Origin of the sequence: Sanguibacteroides sp. AM78-02pH3A (assembly GCF_027666085.1) — a bacterium.
Classification (GTDB): domain Bacteria; phylum Bacteroidota; class Bacteroidia; order Bacteroidales; family Marinifilaceae; genus Gabonibacter; species Gabonibacter massiliensis.
In genome coordinates this window covers 86434-107127 of the sequence record NZ_JAQEHX010000001.1, presented here as the reverse complement: position 1 = coordinate 107127, position 20694 = coordinate 86434, and the positions used below count along the sequence as shown (strand labels likewise).

Here is a 20694-nt window from a genome sequence, read left to right as displayed (position 1 = left end):
TCCATTTTGATGCAGCAAATTTCACTATTTGACGTCATATAGACAGAAGAGCACGATATGAGCGATTATAAAACAATATTACAACGCTGTCGAAAACGGGAAAAACGGGCCCAACTGGAATTTTATTCACTGTTCTATAAAAGTGTTTATAACAGTTGTCTTCGTATCTTGAGAAATCCTCAAGAATCGGAGGAAGTCATGCAAGAGACCTTCTTAAAGGTCCTCGACAAAATAGAAAATTACGAAGGAGAAGCAGAAAACATGGAAAGAATCCTCAAAAGAATCGCGATCAATCATGCTATCGATTTATGCCGGAAACGAAAAATCCGGTTTGTGGAGATAACGGAAACAACAGATTGTTGCGAAGAGGAAGAGGAAAACAAGGGAGAGACAGAGTTACAATTAGAGGTTATCCACCGGATGATGCAACAACTTCCCCAGGGATACCGGATGATACTTAATTTGCATCTTATCGAAGGTTTCGATTACAACGAGATTGCAAATCAATTGGAACTCTCTCCTTCCACGGTTCGCTCTCAATTTGTCAGAGCAAAACAGAAATTAATCGAATTAATTAAAAAGAATTATTACTATGAGTCATTCGCTGGATGAACAAATTAAAAAACTTAAAGAAAACTGCGACGGAGCCTTGCCTACTCCCGGGCATTTCGAACGTTTTGAACAACGTTTGGAGCTTCACCGGAAAAACAAAAGAAAACTCCGCACCAGATGGATAGCCGTAAGTACGGTTGCTGCCGGCACGATATTGTTTTTTTTAGCGCATCATTTTTATTTCCTCCAGCCTATCGATGATTCTCAGGAATCCATCGCAGAAGTTGCAGCTTATTATTGTCAACAACTGGAAGAAGAGATTGAAAAAATCGAACAACAAGCAAGCGATATGGACGAATCCGAACGCCAACGTTTGTTAGAGGACATCCAGAAAATGAAGAAAGAATCCTACAAACTGGAAAAAGAGGTCACGCTGATGTCGCACGAGGAACACATTGCACAAATCGTTCAATGCTATAACTTGCAAATAAAATCATTACAATCCATACAAGAGATTCTTGCAAAGGTCATGAACCCAATTAAATATTAACCGCTATCATTATGAAAACAAGATTCATTTTACTGACAGGCTTTATACTGCTATTCTTTATCGGCACCGTAAATGCCAGGGACAGGGTTGAAAAACGAACGATTGAAAAACGCTTCAAAACAACCGGAGAAACCCATCTGCAAATCGATAACAAATACGGCATTCTTGTCATCCAGGAATGGGATAAAGATGAGGTGGAATTTGCCATACAAATCGTCTGTAGGGGCAAGAATCAAAAAACGGCAGAAGAGATGCTCAAGCGGACCAGTGTAAAACTCGAGCAATCCGATGATAAGATCTTCGCTACAACAAATTTCGCAACCAGTCCGAACGAGAACAGCAAAGGAAGCAGCACCACCGTAAATTACCTGATCAATGTTCCCACATCGACCTACCTTCATCTAAAAAATAAATACGGGAATATACAATTGGATTATGTTTCAAAGCCCATAGAGATCGAACTTGAGCACGGGAACATATACGCCCACCGTCTGGAAGGAGATAACAATAAAATCAGTATAAACTACGGAGTTATACAGGTTCTGAAATCCGGAAGCATGGAGCTGAACATGAAAAGAGGTGAAGCTCGCATTGACCAATTACCCGATCTTAAATTAACCGGTTACTATACTTCTCTATTTTCAAATATAATTAACAATCTTCAAGTAACCTCAACGAAATACAGTCAATTAAAACTGGGAAGAGTCAACACTGTAAATTTCGGTTTCAGTACCCTATGGACGAGCATCGACATTCGACAACTCGAGCAAAAATTCGAAGGTGCCAGATTGCAGTATTGTACGGTTTCGATCGATACGATTTCTCCCAACTTCTCATCCATAGACATCGATGCGATGCATTCCAAAGTGACTCTGGGCATCAATCAAAAACACAATACAAAAATCGATCTCTCGGCACCTTACGGAGATATCGTTCTAAACGGGTTAGAAATAAATCATGCCGCTCGGAGTCATAATTCCCAAAATCCCTATCCCCTACAGACTACAGGATATATAGGAAGGACATCAAATCCGAGAGCCAAAATCAAAATATCGACTTCTTACGCAACTATTACGTTCAAAAATAAAGTTACCGATTAAACACCCAAACCTTTCAAACCTTTCTATCGAAGCGCTGTCTCTTACTTCTCAGGACAGCGCTTTTTCGTGTCCATACCGTATCTCAACATCTGTGACAGAAAATCATCCGGGTAATCAACAGTTACATCCGTTATCTTTCCCTCTTCCTCCACCAACGTGTATTCCGGATTGATAAAACCTGCATAAGGAGCCACATTCAATTTCTGATAACGCTCCAAAACCTCCCGATGCAAATCCCGGTCAATGACAACCCCGTACCTCTCCACGAGATATTTAGCCCCCTCGTAATCACCTTCCGATTTTACCCGCTGTATCTCCGCCAACAACTTCCCGAACAAAACGCGCAAAGCATCGAAATCCCGGATCACAAAATAAGTCTTCCCTTCTTTTTTTATTTTTTCAATCACGCCATCTGCTTTTCCTTGTTCATACACCCACGAAGCAATCAACTGACGATTACGCATATGCGACTCTTCCAAATTACTCCCTAACTTTACCCGGGTCAATTGTACAAGCAAGCCGTTACGAATGTAACTGCAATACTCGCTTTTAGCCACCTCCAAGGAAGGAATAATTCCCAACTCTACCAATTGGGGGTCCATAATATAATAAAGAGCGAATAAATCCGCTCGTGTCTCCTCTATCGTTGAATAGTAATTTTTCAAAGCCTCCTGTCCGACTCCCGGTAACATCTTACCGGAACCGTGTCCTAAACACTCGTGCAGGTCCGTATGCACGTTACTCCCCTGATAACCGTATTCTTTAGCCAACATTTTTTCCTCGTCGGAATAGGTAAACTCATCCACCACTCCGGATCCCAAAGAAGCCATATGATAAGCATAAGTAATATTATCCAACGTGACGGATTTACTGCCGTACCGTTCGCGAATCCACTCGGCATTCGGCAGATTAATCCCGATAGGGGTAGCCGGATGACAATCCCCTCCTAACATGGCCACCTGCATCACCCGAGCTATTATTCCCGAAACCTCTGTTTTTTTGAAACGGTCGTCAATAGGCGCATGTTGTTCAAACCAAAGGGCATGTTCGGCCAATTTACGCGTACGTTCGCAAGCCTCCTCGTCCACGATTTGCACGACAGACTCCCAGCTCGCTTTATAAGCCAACGGATCTCCATAAACCTCGATAAAACCGTTGATAAAATCTATTCGAGCCCGATGTTCTTTCAGCCATTCGATGGAATAAACGTCAAAAGTAGCCAAATCTCCCGTCCGGTAAAATTCAATCAGTTTTTCAACGACTTTATGCTGCTGCTCGTTACCGACATACGCTAAAGCTTTCTGCAAATATTCCACAATACGTCCGATAATTTCCCCGTATTTTCCATTTACATACCAAACTTCTTCTTCCAGCTCCCCCTTACTGTTTTTTACTAACGTCGAATTCAAGCCGTAACTCACCGGATGTTTCTCCGAGCCTTTCATAGCTCCGTAAAAACGTTCGACCTCCCTCTGAGACACCCCTTCGTAATAATGATTAGCCGACGCCTGAATCAAATCCTTTCCTTCGTCCAACACAACCCGTTTAGACATGTACGCGGGATCAAAAATAATTCGCTGCAATCCCTGAAATTCATTTTCCAATCCGACATCTTTCAACAATAACCGGAAATAGCATTCGGAGAAAGGAGGACTAAACTTCTCCATGGAATAGTGATGGTGAATGCCATTGGCAAAAAAAACTTTTTTGGCATAGATCACAAAAGACCGGTATTCCTCGCAAGATCGATCTCCCTTGTACTCCGTTAATATTTTCTCTAATACTTTTCGAATCCTAAGATTGTATTTATTATTCTGATCCCACAATATATCACGCCCGGCAATGGCTGCCCGACTCAAGTAATAGACAAATAATTTTTCTTTTAGAGGTAATGTCTCGAAAGCAGGAACCTCATAACGTAGTATCTTTATATCGTCAAATTGCTCGGAAAAAAACTCAAATGCTTTCATGCTACCTTTCTTAATAATGAATTACAAATATACGCTCATCTCTGTTTTTTGTTGGCATACTCCGCCATATATTATTAAGAATTAAAACGTTCCAATATTTGATCGGAAGCTTTAACAGCATGTTTATACCAAGTTAACAAAACCCTGTACCGTTCCTCTTCCGGCATATGCCATTCGATATCACTCTTTCGAAGCCTTTGCACGACACTGTACATCAGCAAAGCCGCACATACGCTAACGTTATAACTTTCGGTAAAACCGTAAATAGGTACCTTCACAAATTCATCCGCCTCAGCCAACACCTTATCAGATAAACCCGTCAATTCCGTTCCGAAGAAAAAAGCCATTTTCCCTTTATGCAGATCCATATCATCTATCAACTGATCTTTTTCATGAGGCGTCGTAGCCACGATCCGATAACCTTGCTCTCTCAATGCCCGAATAGCCGACATCGTATTATCCCTTGTATTACGGTAACGATGCAAGGTCAACCATTCCATAGCCCCCACGGATATCTCGGAGTTATCCTCAAATTTATTCTCATTTTCAATCACATGAATATTCTGAACGCCAAAACAATCACACGAACGTAAAACGGCACTACAATTATGCTGCTGATACAAATCTTCCAAAACGACCGTCAGGTAGCTCGTACGCTCCATGCTCAAACGCCGGAATAAATCGTTCCGGTAATCTGTCACAAACCGGCTTAAATACTCTACTTGTTCTTTGACCGTATGCATATATTTTCCACTCTAAAACAAAAAAAGGGTGCTGAATCCAACACCCTTCTTTTTATGGTTCTCAATAATTATAAGCTTTCTGCCAATTCTGCACCAGCTTTAAATCTTACCACTTTCTTTGCAGGAATCTGAATTGTTTTACCAGTTTGAGGATTTCTTCCACTCCGGGCACTTCTCTCCGATACAGAGAATGAACCGAAACCTACTAACGCAACCTTTTCGTCATTTTTCAAAGATTGACCAACTGTTTCAACAAAAGCTTCCAAAGCTTTTTTGGAATCTGCTTTACTTAAACCTGCTTTTACTGCAATCGCATCTATTAACTGAGCTTTGTTCATAACAAAAAATTTTAGGATTAGAATAATAATATAATCTTTATGTTTTGACAAATGTAGGTAATTTCTGCATGAATACAAATTTTCTGATAAAAAAACAAAAGACTTTTAGTGTTAACCTGTTAATATATACTAAAATCGCCCTATTTAGAGAGTAAATACATCTACACATCCCTCCCCGTCCATAGCCGCAGATACGATCCCCCCGGCATACCCCGCCCCCTCTCCGCAAGGATAAAGACCTTCAATCTCCGGATGGACCATCCGTTCAGGCAATCTGGGAATTCTGACCGGAGCCGATGTTCTGGTTTCAACACCCAAAAGAAGGGCATCTTCATGAATAAATCCCCGGGATTTTCGCCCGAACTGTTCCAAACCGGCAAGCAAACGTCGATATACCGGTGAAGGAAGCCATTCCCTGAATAGAGTTGGCCGTAATCCGGGTTTATAAGAAGATTTAGGAAACGAAACACTCTCCTTATTCACCATAAAATGAGTCAACCGCTGGGCGGGAGCTACTAATTTTCCCCCTCCCTCTTCCCAAGCACGATATTCTAAATCGCTCTGAAACTCCATACCTCCAAAAAGGCCGGTATACCGCAACTCTTTCAACTCTTCTTCCCCAATGGAAGTGACAATAGCAGAGTTCGCCCAAGCCGTATTCCGGCCCGAGGAAGACATTCCGTTCACTACCTGTTGTTCGGGTCCCGTACAAGCAGGAACAACAACACCGCCAGGACACATACAAAAAGAGTAAACACCCCGGCCGTTGATATTAGTCACGAAACTATATTCTGCGGCCGGTAAAAAATCACCGCGTCCGGCAGGATTATGATATTGAATCCGGTCTATGACCTCTTGAGGATGTTCCAAACGAAGTCCGACGGCAAATTCTTTGGTGAGCATTAAAACAGAACGAGCCTGCAACATACGATACACATCCCGAGCGGAATGTCCCGTTGCCAAAATAACCCGGTCTGCCAATACCTCACCCTCGTCAATCAAAACCCCCTTCATCTTATTCTCCTCGATCAAAATATCTTTTACACGACTATTAAAACGCACTTCTCCGCCGTATCGTTCAATGGTTTTACGAATATTAACAATTACACCGGGTAGTTTATCCGTCCCGATATGAGGATGAGCATCAATCAATATAGACTCAGAAGCACCATGATATACTAAAATCTCCAATATACGATTTACATTTCCCCGTTTCTTGGAACGAGTGAATAATTTACCATCCGAAAAGGTACCGGCTCCCCCTTCTCCAAATCCATAGTTAGAATCCATATTTACCGATCCGGTCTTATAAAGCTGATTCAAATCCTTCTTTCGTTCCTCCACACTTTTTCCTCTCTCCAACACGATCGGACGCAAACCTTTTTCAATCAACCGCAAGGCAGCAAAAAGACCGGCGGGGCCGGCTCCCACCACAACGACGGGACGAGCTTTCGACACGTCCTTGTACATCGGTATAAACTGGCGTTCACGCTGCTCCACTTCATCGATAAAGACCCCCAGCTTTAACTGCATCATCACTCGCCTCTGTCGCGCATCGATAGACTTTTTAATCACCTCGGTATGCTTAATCCGCACACGCTCCACATGCAACGTTCTTACCAACAAATAGAGTATCTTTTCCTTGTCGCAAGCCTCTTCCGGTGTTATCCTCAATTCTACCTCTTTATACATACATTATCCTATAAATGACCCAAACACTGAAGGTACGAAAATAGATATTTTATAACGAGAAACTTTCATAAAACTTTAAAAAAATCATACCTTCGCATAATTAAAACAAATATATACAATATATCATGAACAAAATAGCATTAATCACCGGAGTCACTTCCGGGATTGGAAAAGCAACCGCCGTAAAATTAGCAGAAACAGGTTTCGACCTTATTATTACCGGACGGAGAAGCGATCGTTTACACGCTTTGGAAGAAGAATTGCAAAAGAAAGGTGTTCAAGTAATATCGCTCCATTTTGATGTCCGGAATCAGATGGAAGTAAAACAAGCCATTTCCTCTTTACCGGAAGCATGGAAAAATATAGATGTACTCGTGAACAACGCCGGACTTGCCGTAGGAACCAATCCTATTCAAGACGGTTTGATAGAGGATTGGGAAAGAATGATCGATACGAATATCAAAGGGCTGCTTTACGTGACCCGTGAAATTGCACCCCTTATGATAAAGAATCAAAAAGGACATATTGTAAATTTAGCCTCTGTAGCGGGGAAAGAAGTATACCCCGGAGGTAACGTATATTGTGCTACCAAGCATGCCGTAGACGCTTTGTCTAAAGCGATGCGGACCGACATGTTAAAACACAACATCAAAGTAACCAATATAGCACCGGGAATGGTAGAAACGGAGTTTTCCATTGTACGTTACAAAGGAGACGAAAAAGCAGCCCAAAACGTATACAACGGGATGACACCTCTGACAGGAGAGGATATAGCGGATACAATCGTATTCGCGGTCACGCGTCCCGCTCATGTATGCCTAAACGACATTATGATTATGCCTACCGCCCAGGCAAATTCCAGGGATGTAAACAGGAAATAATAGAATCCCCGTAAAATAAAACGGGCCCTCTTTTTCTCGACATAGCCCGTTTTATTTTTTACAATATCATAAATTTTCGTCACCTTTTACGACATAAAAAGGTTGACGCAAAGTATTTCCAACCGCATCGACCAAATATAGGACATGATAACCGGGAGTTACACTAATTTCTATCTGGTGTTGGTTACGAGTCATTCCAACGTATTCGTCATCGATGTGCCAATACACTTTCATCGAAGGTTCCCGGTGAGCGATCTCGAAAACGACCCCTTTGGATTTTCCTCCCAAATCCTTAGGAATAAAAACCCTTAACCCTTTTTGCGGATAGATCATCTCCATCATTTCATCCTCCGACTTACAATCCCCTCGCTTGGGAGGCATCCGGAGATAATCCGCATGAGTTTGGGAGTAATACCACTCCTGAGCCGGAGAAAGCACGAACCAGGGGACCGTTTTCATTCGGTACACGGGTTCGCAATCGGCATCTACCCGAAAAGTCCCCGTCCGATCTAAATGAATCAACCGATGGTATGGACACAGAACGGTTTTCATCCCGTTTTCGTTGATCCACACGGTATCAACTTCCGGACATACATCGGATGCCCGGTAGCCGCTTTTACGACACGTAACAACCGGCATCATCTCCTCCTGCGGCTTATAAAATCGGGCCGTACTCCGCAACAAGGCTGCAACCTCGAATAACACGGGAGCTGCAGTTCGTACCCCGATCAAACCGGCGCGACCTTCTCCGTCAGCATTCCCTACCCAAACCCCGACAACATAATCCGGCGTCACGCCTACTGCCCAAGCATCGCGAAAACCGAAACTGGTACCTGTTTTCCAAGCTAATGCCATCGACGAAGCAAAATTTTTCCAACCTACCTCCATATCCGGTCTTTCCACGTGCTGTAACGCCTGAAATGTCAACCAGACAGAAGCAGCATTCAATACCTCACACCTTCCCTCTTTCTGTACCGGAGGTCTATCCGACCACAAATGCAATCGAGCGAACTCGCCGGTATAATAGCTACCGTCATCCGCATTATAATGATGCAGGATAGAAGCCATTCCCCCGTATAAATTACATATATCCCATAAAGAACACTCGGCCCCCCCCAAGATCAGACTTAAGCCGTAATGAGCCGGTTCCCGATACAATGTCGTGATACCCATTCGTTTCAGGTTATCATAAAAATGTTCGACCCCATACCTTCGAAGCAAACGCACGAAAGGTATATTCAAAGACATGGCCAAAGCCTGATCGGCGGGCACGACTCCTTGAAATTCTTTGTTAAAATTAGAGGGTACATACCCTCCAAAGCGGGAAGGAATGTCCGACAATAAAGTTTTTGGCAAAATATCACCGGAATACTGCATTAACGCATACAAAGCCGGCTTCAATATACTTCCGGAACTCCGGTTGGAAGTAACGATATCCACCTGATTACCTCCGTTTTCTCTTACCTTGGGACTATTCCCCACGTAAGCCCTGACCTCTCCCGAAGGTATATGCCCCACCAACACCGCCGCATTGTAAATATGATTGTGTTTCAAAATAGCGATATGCCGTTTAACAATCTCGTTTACCCGACCTTGCAACCCCGCATCGATTGTCGATCGACTTACTTCTCCCCTACGGTATTTATAAGCTTTTGTCAATACATGAGGAACAATACACTCCGTGTTATATATTTTTTCAGGCAAAGGTTCCGCTATCGCCAACTCCAAATCCTCCCGATCGAGGTTTCCCTTCCGGTATAATCTACGTAATAAATCGTCTCTTTTCTTCTTCAAAAGAGGCATATTCTTCCCGGGAAATATTAAAGCCGGAGCATTAGGCAGTACGGCTAACAAACAGGCCTCGGCCCAGCTTAACTCGTTTGGTTTGCGATTAAAGTATTTCAAAGCCGCAGCTTCCAATCCCACGATATTACTTCCGAAAGGTGCATGTGCCGCGTATAAATTCAATATTTCCCATTTCGTGTAACTCTGTTCTAACCGAACAGCCAACAACATCTCAATTATCTTTTCAGGAACCGTACGAGGAGGATTACGACGAGCCAAACGGACAACCTGCATGGTTAAAGTACTCCCTCCGCTCACGATAGAACCGTTCTTTATATTCAACCACAAAGCCCGAGCAATAGCAAAAGGATCGACGCCCCGATGCGACAAAAAACAGTTATCTTCAAAACTCAACAGGGCCGTTACGTATTTTTCGGAAATGCTACTCTTTCCCCGGATCCGGTATTGACCGTCGTCCGCAACGGTAATCCCCATCACCTCTCCTTCCCGATCTAAGACCACGGTGGAATAAGGAACCGTAAACAACGGATCCGGTAAAAACAAACACCAAAAGGCAACAAACGCTCCTCCTATCACTACAATAAGTATCCACGTTATTCGAAATAACTTCCGGCTTTTCATTATTCGTCTCATTGTCACACCGAACCGGTTCCATCGATCTGCTCTATAACAGATAATCGGCCATACGAAATCCCCTCAAGAATGCTTCGGTCGTCATTCGTTTCTTCCCGGAAAGCTGCAACTCTTTCACTTCGATATACCCCCCCTTCACATAGATCCGGATAAAATCTTTACCATCCGTATCGAGAGTTACCGGAAAATTATGTTCCAGTAATTTCCGTTCCGCTTTAAATAATTTTACCGATATGACCTCACCCGTAACCTTATGGCGTAATTCCGTCCATGCTGCAGGAAAAGGAGAGAGTCCCCGTATATGATTATAAATCCGCTCCACACTCCAGGACCAATTTATTTTCATATCCTCCTTAAATATCTTCGGAGCTTGTTTGGGTTCCCGTCCCTGCAACAACGTCGTCTGATCCGTTAAAGGATAATGACCTTCAGCTATGGCCTCAGCGGTCTTTAAAAGCAAATCCGCACCTACCTCCATTAGACGATCGTGTAGCTCCCCGGCCGTCATTTCCTCATCGATTTTCACTTTCTGCTGAAAAATGATATTTCCCGTATCAACCTCGTGTTTCAACAAAAAAGTAGATACCCCGCTATAATGTTCTCCGTTCATAATAGCCCAATTGATAGGAGCAGCTCCACGGTAATCCGGCAATAAGGAGGCATGCAAATTCACCGTTCCGAATGGAGGCATATTCCATACGATCTCTGGCAACATCTTAAAGGCTACGACAAACTGCAAATCGGCCCGCAAACTCCGCAGTTGCTCTAAAAAGGAGGGGTCCCGGAAACGTTCCGGTTGCAATACAGGCAAACGATGAGCCACGGCATATTTCTTTACAGCCGATTCCTGAAGTTTTTGCCCCCGTCCCGCCGGTTTATCCGGATTGGTTACGACCCCGACGATCTGATGCCCTGCTTCCATTAACCTTTGCAAGGGAAGAACCGCGAAATCAGGAGTTCCCATATACACAATTCTCAACTTATGCATTTTTCTTCTTTTTAAAAAATCCCACGATTTTCTTTACAAAATTCGCATAGGCTTCCGTGCTCATTACTGCAGAATCGGTCATGGCCGTATAAGTCAGGAACGCACCTAACGGCAAAAGCACCACGGAAGAGATCCACATCCCTTGCCAAGGCTCCAATACTCCTTCTCTGGCCGCCCTTTCACCCATCATCCAAATAATATAATAGACGATAAACAAAAAAATAGAGACTACAACCGGCATACCTAATCCTCCTTTACGGATTATTCCTCCCAAAGGAGCTCCTATGAAAAAAAAGATAAAACAGGCAAATGAAAGAGTGAATTTTCTATGCCATTCGATCTGATGTCTCCGAATCGTCTCTTCCCGGGAAGAAAGATAACTCAAATCGTTCCAATGAAATTGTTTCGCAGCACGAGCAAACCCCACAGCTTCCTCCAACATCCTTTTCTGTTCCTTCGCATCGAAAGAGGCATATAAACTATCCAAGTCCTGTATCTTACCCTCCGTTTCCTCGCGCAAAACACTGTCCCGCTTGGCATTTCTTACCCGTTGTCTTACATAATTAGTAGACAACATCCGGTCGGCATCCATCTCCTTACGGGATTTCAACCCCGTTTGCAACGAATCTATCGCCACCTCGAGTTGTTTGATACTCAACATATTGTATCCACCCCTGAAGTTATCTTCGTTTGTCCTCGAAAACTCATTCCCTGACAAAGGAATAGAAAAATACTGTTTGTCAAAGTCTACACGCCGAAAAGGAAATGTAGTCCGGTTATTCGACTTCAACCCCTCATCCGTACTTGTATTGCCATGGAAAAGCTCCACCTCCATATATCTTCCGTCGGGACTCGCCTCCATGCGTCCGGAATCGGCAATGGTCACCTCGTAATTTTTAGATAAACCGGTATGATTATAAATCATCATGTTATACATCATTCCCGTCTCCTTATCTATCTTATCCACTTTGATACTATAATTCTCGATATCGTTTATAAATACCCCCTCTTTCAACGACAATTCCGGTTTCTGGCGTTTTATATCATACAGAAGACTCCCTGCTTTCAAGTTAGCGTAAGGCAACACATTATTCGAAAAGAAAAAAGCCGCAACGGTTAAGATAACGATCAATACGATCAAAGGCTGCATGATCCGGTACAAAGAAATCCCTGCAGCTTTTAAGGCCGTCAACTCGTAATTTTCACCTAAACTCCCGAAAGTCATAATAGAGGCTAACAAAACAGCCAACGGCAATCCCATAGGTACCAACGTCATAGAAACGTAAAACAACAAGTGAGCAATAACACTCCACTCCAATCCTTTTCCCACAAGATCATCGATATACCGCCATAAAAATTGCATGATCAGTACGAACATACTGATGAAAAAGGTGGCCACAAACGGACCAATAAAACTTTTTAACACGAACAGGTGTAACTTCTTCATCTTAAGCACCTTATTTTGATTCATTTATTTTTCTATCCGATACGCCCCCTAAAGGATTCACAAAGATAAAAAAATAACCGTCCATCCCCTCTACTTTTCTATTTTTCCTTTTATCACCTGTCAAGCCCCAATCGTGCGATGGAGCATTTCAATCTGTTTATTCCATAACTCAACTTCATCCGCTTCTTCCTCATTATCCACGAAATCAGTGATAATCAAAGCCACTTCTTCTGTCAGAGGCTCCACATGAAGCGAAAACTCGAGGTATTCATCAGGCTCTTCCGCGTCCTCCCACACGAACCTTACAAATACATTTTTCTTCATGTCCACCAACTTAGCTTGTCTTTCAACACCATCCCACACAAATGTAAAGAGATCACCTTTATATTTCACATCATCAGAAAACCACTCGGATAATCCAGCAGCGGTACTGAGACGAGAGAATAAAACCTTTACCGATGATGAGAAAAGATACTCTAATTCGACTTTTTTCCTCATATCTGAATATATATTTGACCGACAATATATACAAATTTCATCACATACACAAATTCATGCTAATTTATTCGCCGAGAACTCTGCACGTATCGCTTTAGAAAACTGTTCTTTCCACTCCTGATCTTTACTCTCCTCTACCCTCGAAAGGTTCAGAATGATTTCCGCCACGGAAAGCCTGTGGAAATCAGAAGCGGGGTAGTAATAGTAATCGTCATCCTCTTTGGCTACCACAAGTATATGGCGATCCATCAACTCCTCCAGCACCAATCTCAATTTTCCGGTGTTCATCTTCATCTCTTTGTTTATCATCGTCAAACTGGGACCTCCCTCGTTGTTCACGTATACTTTCGCCACGTATTTTACGACCCGGATGGCATGTTCCATCGTCTCCATCCAACCCGTATCCCCGATCAACTCGCTCTTATACATAAAATGCCGATTCCTCAAAATATAACACAACTCCGTTCCCCACAGGACAACACACCAGCTTAACTGTAACCACACCAGCAGTAAGGGCAATGCAGCCAAACTTCCGTATATGGCATTATAAGAAGTCACTCCTATCTGAAAGCGAATGTAAAACCATTGCACTATCTGGTAAACAGTTCCGGCAACCATTCCGGCAATAAAAGCATGTTTGAATTTTACAGGTGCCGCAGGCATAAACATGTACAAAAATATAAATAACATCCATACCAACAGATAAGGTAAAAACTTGAACAAACGCAACAGGTAATCTCCTAAAACAGGAAATTCCGATTTCAAATCGGTTCCCATAAAAACATTCAAACTACTGATCAAAATAATCAGTATCGGAACAATAAAAATAATCGACAGGTAATCCGTAAACATCCGACGTATACTTCGCCCTTTACGAATTCCCCAAATCCGATTCATAGTCAGCTCGGTACTGTTCAGCACCTTGATGACGGACCAGAGAAGAATAACAATTCCAAAACCCGTAACGACCCCACCTTTGGCATTGGCAAGAGCACTGTTGGCATACTCTACGATCGTGGAAGCCAGACTCTCGTTATTGGAAAACTGTCCTCTGATCAACTCTTCTAACGAAGTCCCTACCCCGAACCCCTTGGCTATTGCAAAAGCCAGAGCAACAATCGGAATAAAAGAAAGGATAGAATAAAAAGTCAACGCGGATGCCGACACGTTACAAGCGTCCTTCAAAAAACGATTGATGGAAACGATCAATACGGATAAAGATTTTTGTAACAACTCCGCGATAATAAATCGATGTTGACGGTCTCGTCTCAACACGGCATAATGATAATCAAGATCCGATAAATTTTTAACATTACGCATGATCTCTCTCGCCTTTCTCCTCCAATCGTCAACTTGTACCCGATTCATATCTTATATTTCTACTTGTTCCTTCTGTATGTTTTACGATTTTCAAAATTATAAAAAAAAAGATATTCAAAAAAGACCTCTTTTGAATATCTTTTAATGTATTTACAGACAATATCTTATTCCTTTAAAACAGCAATTCGGATACCCTCTTTTTTACATCGGAAGCATCCGCATCAATCGGGAAAACGATATCGGGCTTTTGCAAAACAAGCGCATGCTCCTGCTTGTAACGTCCGATTCCTCCCCCCGTAATATTCAACATTATGACAGCTTCGTTCTCCACTCTCCTGTCACGCACGGCTTGAATCAAAGTTGCCGTAGCCACCGCTGCCGCAGGTTCTATATCGATTCCTTCCAATTTCTCAAAAATGGCTTTTGCCTCAAAAGCTTCTTCATTGGATGCCAACAATACATCTCCGCCCGTCGCTTTTAAAGCATCGTATAAACCACCCTTTAAAGAGTAAGGGGGTTTTCTGTTGGAAAGTACCTTAGCGCACATCTCCTCCACCTGTCCGCGAGCAACGTTTTCATCCAAAGGTAACATGTCCCGGGAGTCCGCCCTCCAAGCATCATATATGGGAGTGAACGGAATATTCTGGGAAACCATCAACTTCATCAGATTTTTTCCGAAACGACCGTCTCTTATAAATCTTTTGTTCGCTTCCCAAGCAGCGATAGCACCGGTTCCACTACCTACCGCTTGAAAATAGTAATCGGGGATCCTACCGATTTCCAACACGGCAGAGAGTACGGTAGTTCCCATACCGTCGCGACGAGCAACATTCTTAGCTCCCCCTTCCGGATAAAAATCCTCCAACTCACAAACAATATTAGAGAGACGTATTGAATCGAAATAATCACTTCCCGATTCCGTGCAGATCAATTTAACGCAACTATTCCACGGTTTATCCGCCCAAATAGCATCCAAATTATCCTCAGGTACACACAAAAGCAAAGGGATATGGTTGTCGGAACACACTCGACCGAAAGCACGAGCCGTATTTCCGGCAGAAGCCACAACCATCACCTTTCCCCCGTTCCGATTCGTTCGAGCGCAAACAGCATAAGCCTCACACTCTTTAAAAGAACCGGTATTCATCTGTGCTCCTTTTTCCGGCCAATAACCGTTAAACGTAATATAAAGATTCGATAACCCCAAGTATTCGGCCAACCCTTCGCTCCGATAGGTCACGGGAGCTCCGGAACCATCCAAAGTCCGACAAATCGGTAACCAATTAGCGTATTTATAGATACCCGGCAGATCACTCCTCACCTCCAATTGATTCTTCGCGTAATTAGCAAAAATTAAAGCAGCTCCGTCTTTATGCGGACAATCCAACTCCCATTGTTTGTCCTCGAACGTCGTTCCGCAGCATGATGATTCCAATTGATAACGTGTCATAGTTTTTTACCCATGAATTAGTATATTTCTTTCCGTGTACAAAATTAAAGCATTTCAATACTTTAAAATAGGGTATAAATACCACTTTTTTCGATTTTTTCCGGTTATAGTGACGAATAACAAAAACAGATTTGCCGAATCGTGTCAAAATTTTAGTAAAAGCAGGAACAAAATGTCTCGATTCGAGTTTTTAATGTGACGATATGGCAGGAAATATGACATGCAAAATAGAATTAAGAAAACAATTTTATGAAAAATAGTGACTTTTAGAAGATGGCACAACGTTTGATAAAAGATAGATGTTCTTTGAAACTATTCAAAGTGATGATACGATAAACCAAATACGAAATAATAACATTAATAATATTATAATTATGGGAAAGATAATTGGTATAGACTTAGGAACCACGAACTCCTGCGTTGCAGTGATGGAAGGTAACGAACCGGTGGTAATACCTAATAGTGAAGGTAGAAGAACGACTCCCTCTATTGTAGCATTTGTTGACAACGGAGAGAGAAAAGTTGGAGATCCTGCAAAACGTCAAGCAATCACAAACCCGACGAAAACGATATATTCTATCAAACGTTTTATGGGTGAAACCTATGATCAGGTAGAAAAAGAGATTCAACGTGTCACGTATAAAGTGGTAAGAGGCGATAACAACACGCCGCGTGTTGAAATCGGCGACCGCAAATACTCCCCGCAAGAGATTTCAGCCATGATTCTTCAAAAAATGAAGAAAACGGCAGAAGACTATTTAGGTCAGGAAGTAAACGAAGCCGTCATTACCGTACCGGCCTATTTTAATGACGCTCAGCGTCAAGCCACGAAAGAAGCCGGAGAGATTGCCGGATTGAACGTGAGACGTATCATTAACGAACCGACGGCTGCCGCCTTGGCTTATGGCTTGGATAAACAAGATAAGGATATGAAGATTGCCGTTTTCGACTTGGGAGGCGGTACCTTTGATATCTCTATCCTGGAATTGGGGGACGGCGTGTTTGAAGTGAAATCAACCGACGGTGACACTCACTTAGGTGGCGACGATTTCGATGATGTCATCATCAACTGGTTGGCCGATGAGTTCAAGAAAGACGAGGGCGTTGACATCCGAAAAGACCCGATGGCACACCAACGTCTAAAAGAAGCCGCAGAAAAGGCAAAAATCGAATTATCAAGTTCGACTTCAACGGAAATCAATTTGCCGTATATATTCCCGGTTGACGGAATTCCAAAGCACTTGGTAAGAACCCTAACAAGAGCTCAATTCGAACAATTGACAGATCATTTGATCCAAGCAACCATCGACCCCTGCCGTAGAGCATTGAAAAATGCCAACATGACAGCATCCGATATCAGCGAAGTGATCCTGGTAGGAGGTTCGACCCGTATACCAGCCGTACAGAAAAAAGTTGAGGAATTTTTCGGTAAAGCTCCGTCCAAAGGAGTGAATCCGGACGAGGTCGTTGCCGTAGGTGCGGCAATTCAGGGAGGTGTATTAACCGGAGAGGTTAAAGACGTGTTATTGCTGGACGTAACCCCGCTTTCATTAGGTATCGAAACCTTAGGTGGAGTAATGACTAAATTGATCGAAGCCAATACCACGATCCCGACCAAAAAATCGGAGGTATTCTCCACGGCAGCCGATAACCAACCGTCAGTAGAGATTCATGTATTGCAAGGAGAACGTGCTATGGCTAAAGACAACAAAACCATCGGCCGTTTCCACCTGGACGGACTACCACCAGCCCCGCGCGGAATACCGCAAATCGAAGTTAGTTTCGATATCGACGCCAACGGTATATTAAAGGTATCCGCCAAGGATAAAGCTACCGGAAAAGAACAATCTATCCGTATCGAAGCATCCTCCGGCCTGTCCGAAAGCGACATTAAGAAAATGAAAGATGAAGCTGCTGCCAATGCAGAAGCGGACAAAAAAGAGAAAGAACGTATCGATACCATCAATAAAGCCGATAGTATGATCTTCCAAACCGAAAAACAATTGAAAGAGTTTGGCGATAAGCTACCCGCTGATAAAAAACAACCGATCGAGGCTGCTTTACAAAAACTGAAAGATGCGCACAAAGCACAGGATATAGCTGCAATCAACTCTTCTATAGATGAATTGAACAACGTATTCCAGGCTGCATCCCAAGAGATGTACAATGCTCAGCAACAAGCCGGAGCGCAAGGACAGCAAGGTGCTCCTCACACGGAACAACAAGCCCCGAATAACGGTGGAAAAGATCAGGAAGTAACTGATGTAGACTTCGAGGAAGTAAAATAAAGCTTAAATAAAGTTTCACCATTTAAAATCCCACGGTAACTTTCATTTACCGTGGGATTTTTATTACCGGCCTATCTTTCTTCTACCTGTCCTTTTCCGTGCCCAAACGGAGATCCGCACACGGAAGCCGGACAGTTATGGTTCCGATAGAAATCGTATAGGTATTCCCGTGAAGAAAAATCTGTCGTTGCAACTCCTAACGCATCGAAAATGCTAAAGAGTTGCAACAACATAAAAAATTCATCCCGTTGCATTATAGGGTAACCCCTATAATACCTTTCGAAGATTGCTCTATAAAATCCAATATGTACTGTATTTCCGGACCGATCGTTATCATTCTTCGTATTTGATTCAAAGCATTTTCAAGACTGGTCCCGCATTGGTATATCTGACGATAAGCTTTAGCGATATCATCGATGGTAGCCTCCGACAATTTACCCTCTCTCGCCAAAAGAATGGCATTGATACCGTAATAGGTAATCGGATTATGAGCCGCTACGATAAAAGGCGGTACATCCTTATTGGCACGACATCCGTCCCGTACAAGGCTCCAGCTTCCGATATGACACCCGTGCTTTATAATAACCCCGCTACCCAATATCGCACAATCGTCTACGATACAATTTCCGGCCGTTTTCGTGCCGTTTCCTAAAATACAATTATTCCCGATATGAGTATCATGAGCCAGATGCACGCCTTCCAAAAGAAAATTGCCATCCCCGACGATCGTACAATCCGTCGGGTAAGTTCCTCTATTGATGATCACCTTTTCCCGAATCGTATTATTATTTCCTATTTTCAAAATCGTATCCTCCCCTTTAAATTTAAAATCCTGAGGGGTGGCTCCGATAATAGCTCCCTGGTACACGGTATTATTCGTCCCCATTCGGGTTCCGCTTAAAATGCTGACATAAGGCATAACGGTACAACCGTCACCGATCTCAACATCTTTATCTATGTATGCAAACGGATGTATGGTAACATCATTCCCGATTTTCGCACGCGAATCGACATAAGCTAATGGACTAATCATAGTATTGTATTTTAAGTTAGTTTGTTCTTCCTCCGCCTAAAGCATGATAAAGATTCACGACTGCCTGCATACGTTGAAACTGATCGGAAACCTCCGAAAGTTGAGCGTTCAATAACGATTGCAGAGCGGTTAACACTTCCAAATAGGTCGAAGTCCCGAACGTCAGTAATTCTTGTGTATATTCCACTGATTTTTCAAGAGATAAGATCTGCTTGCTTCGATGAACCATCTTTTGTTCAGCCGTCGCGTATAAATTAAGGGCATCGCTCACCTCACCCCCCGCGTTCAATAAGGCCTGTTCGAAACTAAGCTTCGCCTCTTCCTGTTGAGCCTTGGCTATTCTTAAACGAGCAACATTAGCTCCCCGGTAAAACAGGGGTTGTGTAAGCGAACCTATTGCAGAAGCTATCATTTTCCCCGGATTCACGATGACACTTCCCGCCTGATTCGTCCACCCCAACGTTCCGCTGACGGATAGTTGAGGATAAAAAGCGGAACGAGCTTCGTTAAGATTATAATAAGTACCCGCAAGGGCCATCTCGGCAGCTTTTACGTCAGGACGATTGGACAAAAGCTGAATAGGGACTCCGGCATTCAACAAAGCCGGTAACTGCTGATTATCTATTTTCCCCCGTTCTATACGCTGAGGAGCCTGCCGCAATAAGAGAGACAATGAATTCTCCGTTTCTCGGATTTGATTCTTTAAATCCGCAATGGAAACAAGGATCATATAATAATTAGCTTCACTTTGAACAATTCCCGCCTCATTAACAACGGCTGCCTCCTTCAAGGCTTTCATGGTCTCCGTATTCTTCCTCCATAAGACAGCAGTCTCCTCCGTGATCGCCAATTGCTTATCAAGCATAAGCAACATGTAATAATAATTAGCGACGGCTGCTATAACCTGAGTCCGTACCGCTTGTTTATAGGCTTCGCTTTGCATAAGGGCCGCCTTAGCCGCACGCTTCGTGTTTAGCATTTTTCCGAAAAGATCAATTTCCCAACTTGCTGTCACCGGTAACGACCACGTCCAATTACCGCGATTTTTATCGAAACTGCTCACTCCTCCCTGCGGAGATAAACCCAAAGAGGGAAAATAAGCCAAACGGGAAGTCATCAAGCTCGCCTCCGCCTCTTTCACTCTCAGCATGGCCGTTTGTAAATCCGTATTTCTCTCCAATCCCATACGGATAAGAGTTTGTAATTGAGGATCAATAAAAACCTGATCCCACGGTAAATTCCCCATATTCGTCGTATCGGACACCAACGTATCGTTAACCGCAACCGGATCCCGGTATAACCCTCGAGTATCCACTTCGGGACGAGTATACTTTTTATATATGTTGCAACTACTTAAAAGAGCCGCAATACATAACGGATAGATTATGATCTGTATTTTCATTTT

17 protein-coding genes are annotated in these 20694 nt (G+C 43.1%); 5 read left to right on the top strand and 12 right to left on the bottom strand.

Annotated elements, in window-relative coordinates; genetic code table 11:
• The first annotated feature begins 57 nt into the window (after window positions 1-57).
• Genes PGR74_RS00400 through PGR74_RS00390 form a run of 3 tightly spaced genes read left to right on the top strand, consistent with a single transcriptional unit; the run spans window position 58 to window position 2202 of the window.
• On the top strand, window positions 58-612 hold the full coding sequence (locus PGR74_RS00400; protein WP_041503950.1) for an RNA polymerase sigma factor: 555 nt from the start codon (window positions 58-60) through the stop codon (window positions 610-612).
• A complete protein-coding gene (locus PGR74_RS00395; protein ID WP_041503951.1) occupies window positions 593-1102 on the top strand; it encodes a hypothetical protein in 510 nt (169 codons plus the stop codon). Before PGR74_RS00400 ends, PGR74_RS00395 begins: the two co-directional genes overlap by 20 nt.
• Before the next feature lie 11 nt (window positions 1103-1113).
• Complete coding sequence (locus PGR74_RS00390) at window positions 1114-2202, top strand: hypothetical protein (RefSeq protein ID WP_041503952.1); 1089 nt, start codon at window positions 1114-1116, stop codon at window positions 2200-2202.
• Between the two features lie 41 nt (window positions 2203-2243).
• Here the strand turns inward: PGR74_RS00390 and PGR74_RS00385 are convergent, their stop codons facing one another.
• The 4 genes from PGR74_RS00385 to PGR74_RS00370 all read right to left on the bottom strand — a co-directional run bounded on the left by PGR74_RS00385 (window position 2244) and on the right by PGR74_RS00370 (window position 6945).
• Window positions 2244-4172 (bottom strand): dipeptidyl-peptidase 3 family protein, encoded by a 1929-nt coding sequence (locus tag PGR74_RS00385; protein ID WP_270516581.1) that lies wholly within the window; start codon window positions 4170-4172, stop codon window positions 2244-2246.
• Window positions 4173-4246: 74 nt separating this feature from the next.
• A complete protein-coding gene (locus PGR74_RS00380; protein WP_041503954.1) occupies window positions 4247-4915 on the bottom strand; it encodes a TrmH family RNA methyltransferase in 669 nt (222 codons plus the stop codon).
• Window positions 4916-4983: 68 nt separating this feature from the next.
• On the bottom strand, window positions 4984-5253 hold the full coding sequence (locus tag PGR74_RS00375) for an HU family DNA-binding protein (protein WP_041503955.1): 270 nt from the start codon (window positions 5251-5253) through the stop codon (window positions 4984-4986).
• 144 nt (window positions 5254-5397) lie between these two features.
• Entirely contained in the window at window positions 5398-6945 is a 1548-nt protein-coding gene (locus PGR74_RS00370; protein WP_270516580.1) for an NAD(P)/FAD-dependent oxidoreductase, read from the bottom strand.
• A 125-nt stretch (window positions 6946-7070) separates the two neighbouring features.
• Here PGR74_RS00370 and PGR74_RS00365 point away from each other — a divergent pair, with 125 nt between their 5' ends.
• Window positions 7071-7826: an SDR family NAD(P)-dependent oxidoreductase gene (locus PGR74_RS00365; protein WP_041503957.1), complete on the top strand. Its 756-nt coding sequence runs from the start codon at window positions 7071-7073 to the stop codon at window positions 7824-7826.
• 66 nt (window positions 7827-7892) lie between these two features.
• On the opposite strand, the gene pbpC is transcribed toward PGR74_RS00365, so the two are convergent.
• From pbpC to PGR74_RS00335, 6 genes are all read right to left on the bottom strand, one after another.
• The gene (pbpC, locus tag PGR74_RS00360; protein ID WP_270516579.1) at window positions 7893-10253 is read right to left on the bottom strand and encodes a penicillin-binding protein 1C; all 2361 of its coding nucleotides are present in this window, start codon (window positions 10251-10253) and stop codon (window positions 7893-7895) included.
• 43 nt (window positions 10254-10296) lie between these two features.
• The gene (gene fmt / locus PGR74_RS00355) at window positions 10297-11253 is read right to left on the bottom strand and encodes a methionyl-tRNA formyltransferase (protein ID WP_041503959.1); all 957 of its coding nucleotides are present in this window, start codon (window positions 11251-11253) and stop codon (window positions 10297-10299) included.
• Window positions 11246-12700, bottom strand: coding sequence for an LptF/LptG family permease (locus PGR74_RS00350; protein WP_059027176.1), 1455 nt, complete (start codon window positions 12698-12700; stop codon window positions 11246-11248). The genes fmt and PGR74_RS00350 overlap by 8 nt, the downstream gene beginning before the upstream one ends.
• 120 nt (window positions 12701-12820) lie before the next feature.
• Entirely contained in the window at window positions 12821-13198 is a 378-nt protein-coding gene (locus PGR74_RS00345) for an START-like domain-containing protein (RefSeq protein ID WP_041503961.1), read from the bottom strand.
• Window positions 13199-13252: 54 nt separating this feature from the next.
• Window positions 13253-14566 carry a YihY/virulence factor BrkB family protein gene (locus PGR74_RS00340; protein ID WP_041503962.1) on the bottom strand — a complete coding sequence of 438 codons (1314 nt, stop codon included), beginning with the start codon at window positions 14564-14566 and terminating at the stop codon, window positions 13253-13255.
• 124 nt (window positions 14567-14690) lie between these two features.
• Window positions 14691-15968: a cysteate synthase gene (locus PGR74_RS00335; RefSeq protein ID WP_041503963.1), complete on the bottom strand. Its 1278-nt coding sequence runs from the start codon at window positions 15966-15968 to the stop codon at window positions 14691-14693.
• Window positions 15969-16342: 374 nt separating this feature from the next.
• Here PGR74_RS00335 and dnaK point away from each other — a divergent pair, with 374 nt between their 5' ends.
• Window positions 16343-18256 carry a molecular chaperone DnaK gene (gene dnaK / locus PGR74_RS00330; RefSeq protein ID WP_041504098.1) on the top strand — a complete coding sequence of 638 codons (1914 nt, stop codon included), beginning with the start codon at window positions 16343-16345 and terminating at the stop codon, window positions 18254-18256.
• 253 nt (window positions 18257-18509) lie between these two features.
• Here the strand turns inward: dnaK and lpxA are convergent, their stop codons facing one another.
• Both lpxA and PGR74_RS00320 read right to left on the bottom strand, forming a co-directional pair.
• Window positions 18510-19289 (bottom strand): acyl-ACP--UDP-N-acetylglucosamine O-acyltransferase, encoded by a 780-nt coding sequence (gene lpxA, locus PGR74_RS00325; protein ID WP_041503964.1) that lies wholly within the window; start codon window positions 19287-19289, stop codon window positions 18510-18512.
• A gap of 16 nt (window positions 19290-19305) precedes the next feature.
• Window positions 19306-20691 (bottom strand): TolC family protein, encoded by a 1386-nt coding sequence (locus PGR74_RS00320; protein ID WP_041503965.1) that lies wholly within the window; start codon window positions 20689-20691, stop codon window positions 19306-19308.
• Window positions 20692-20694: the final 3 nt, after the last annotated feature.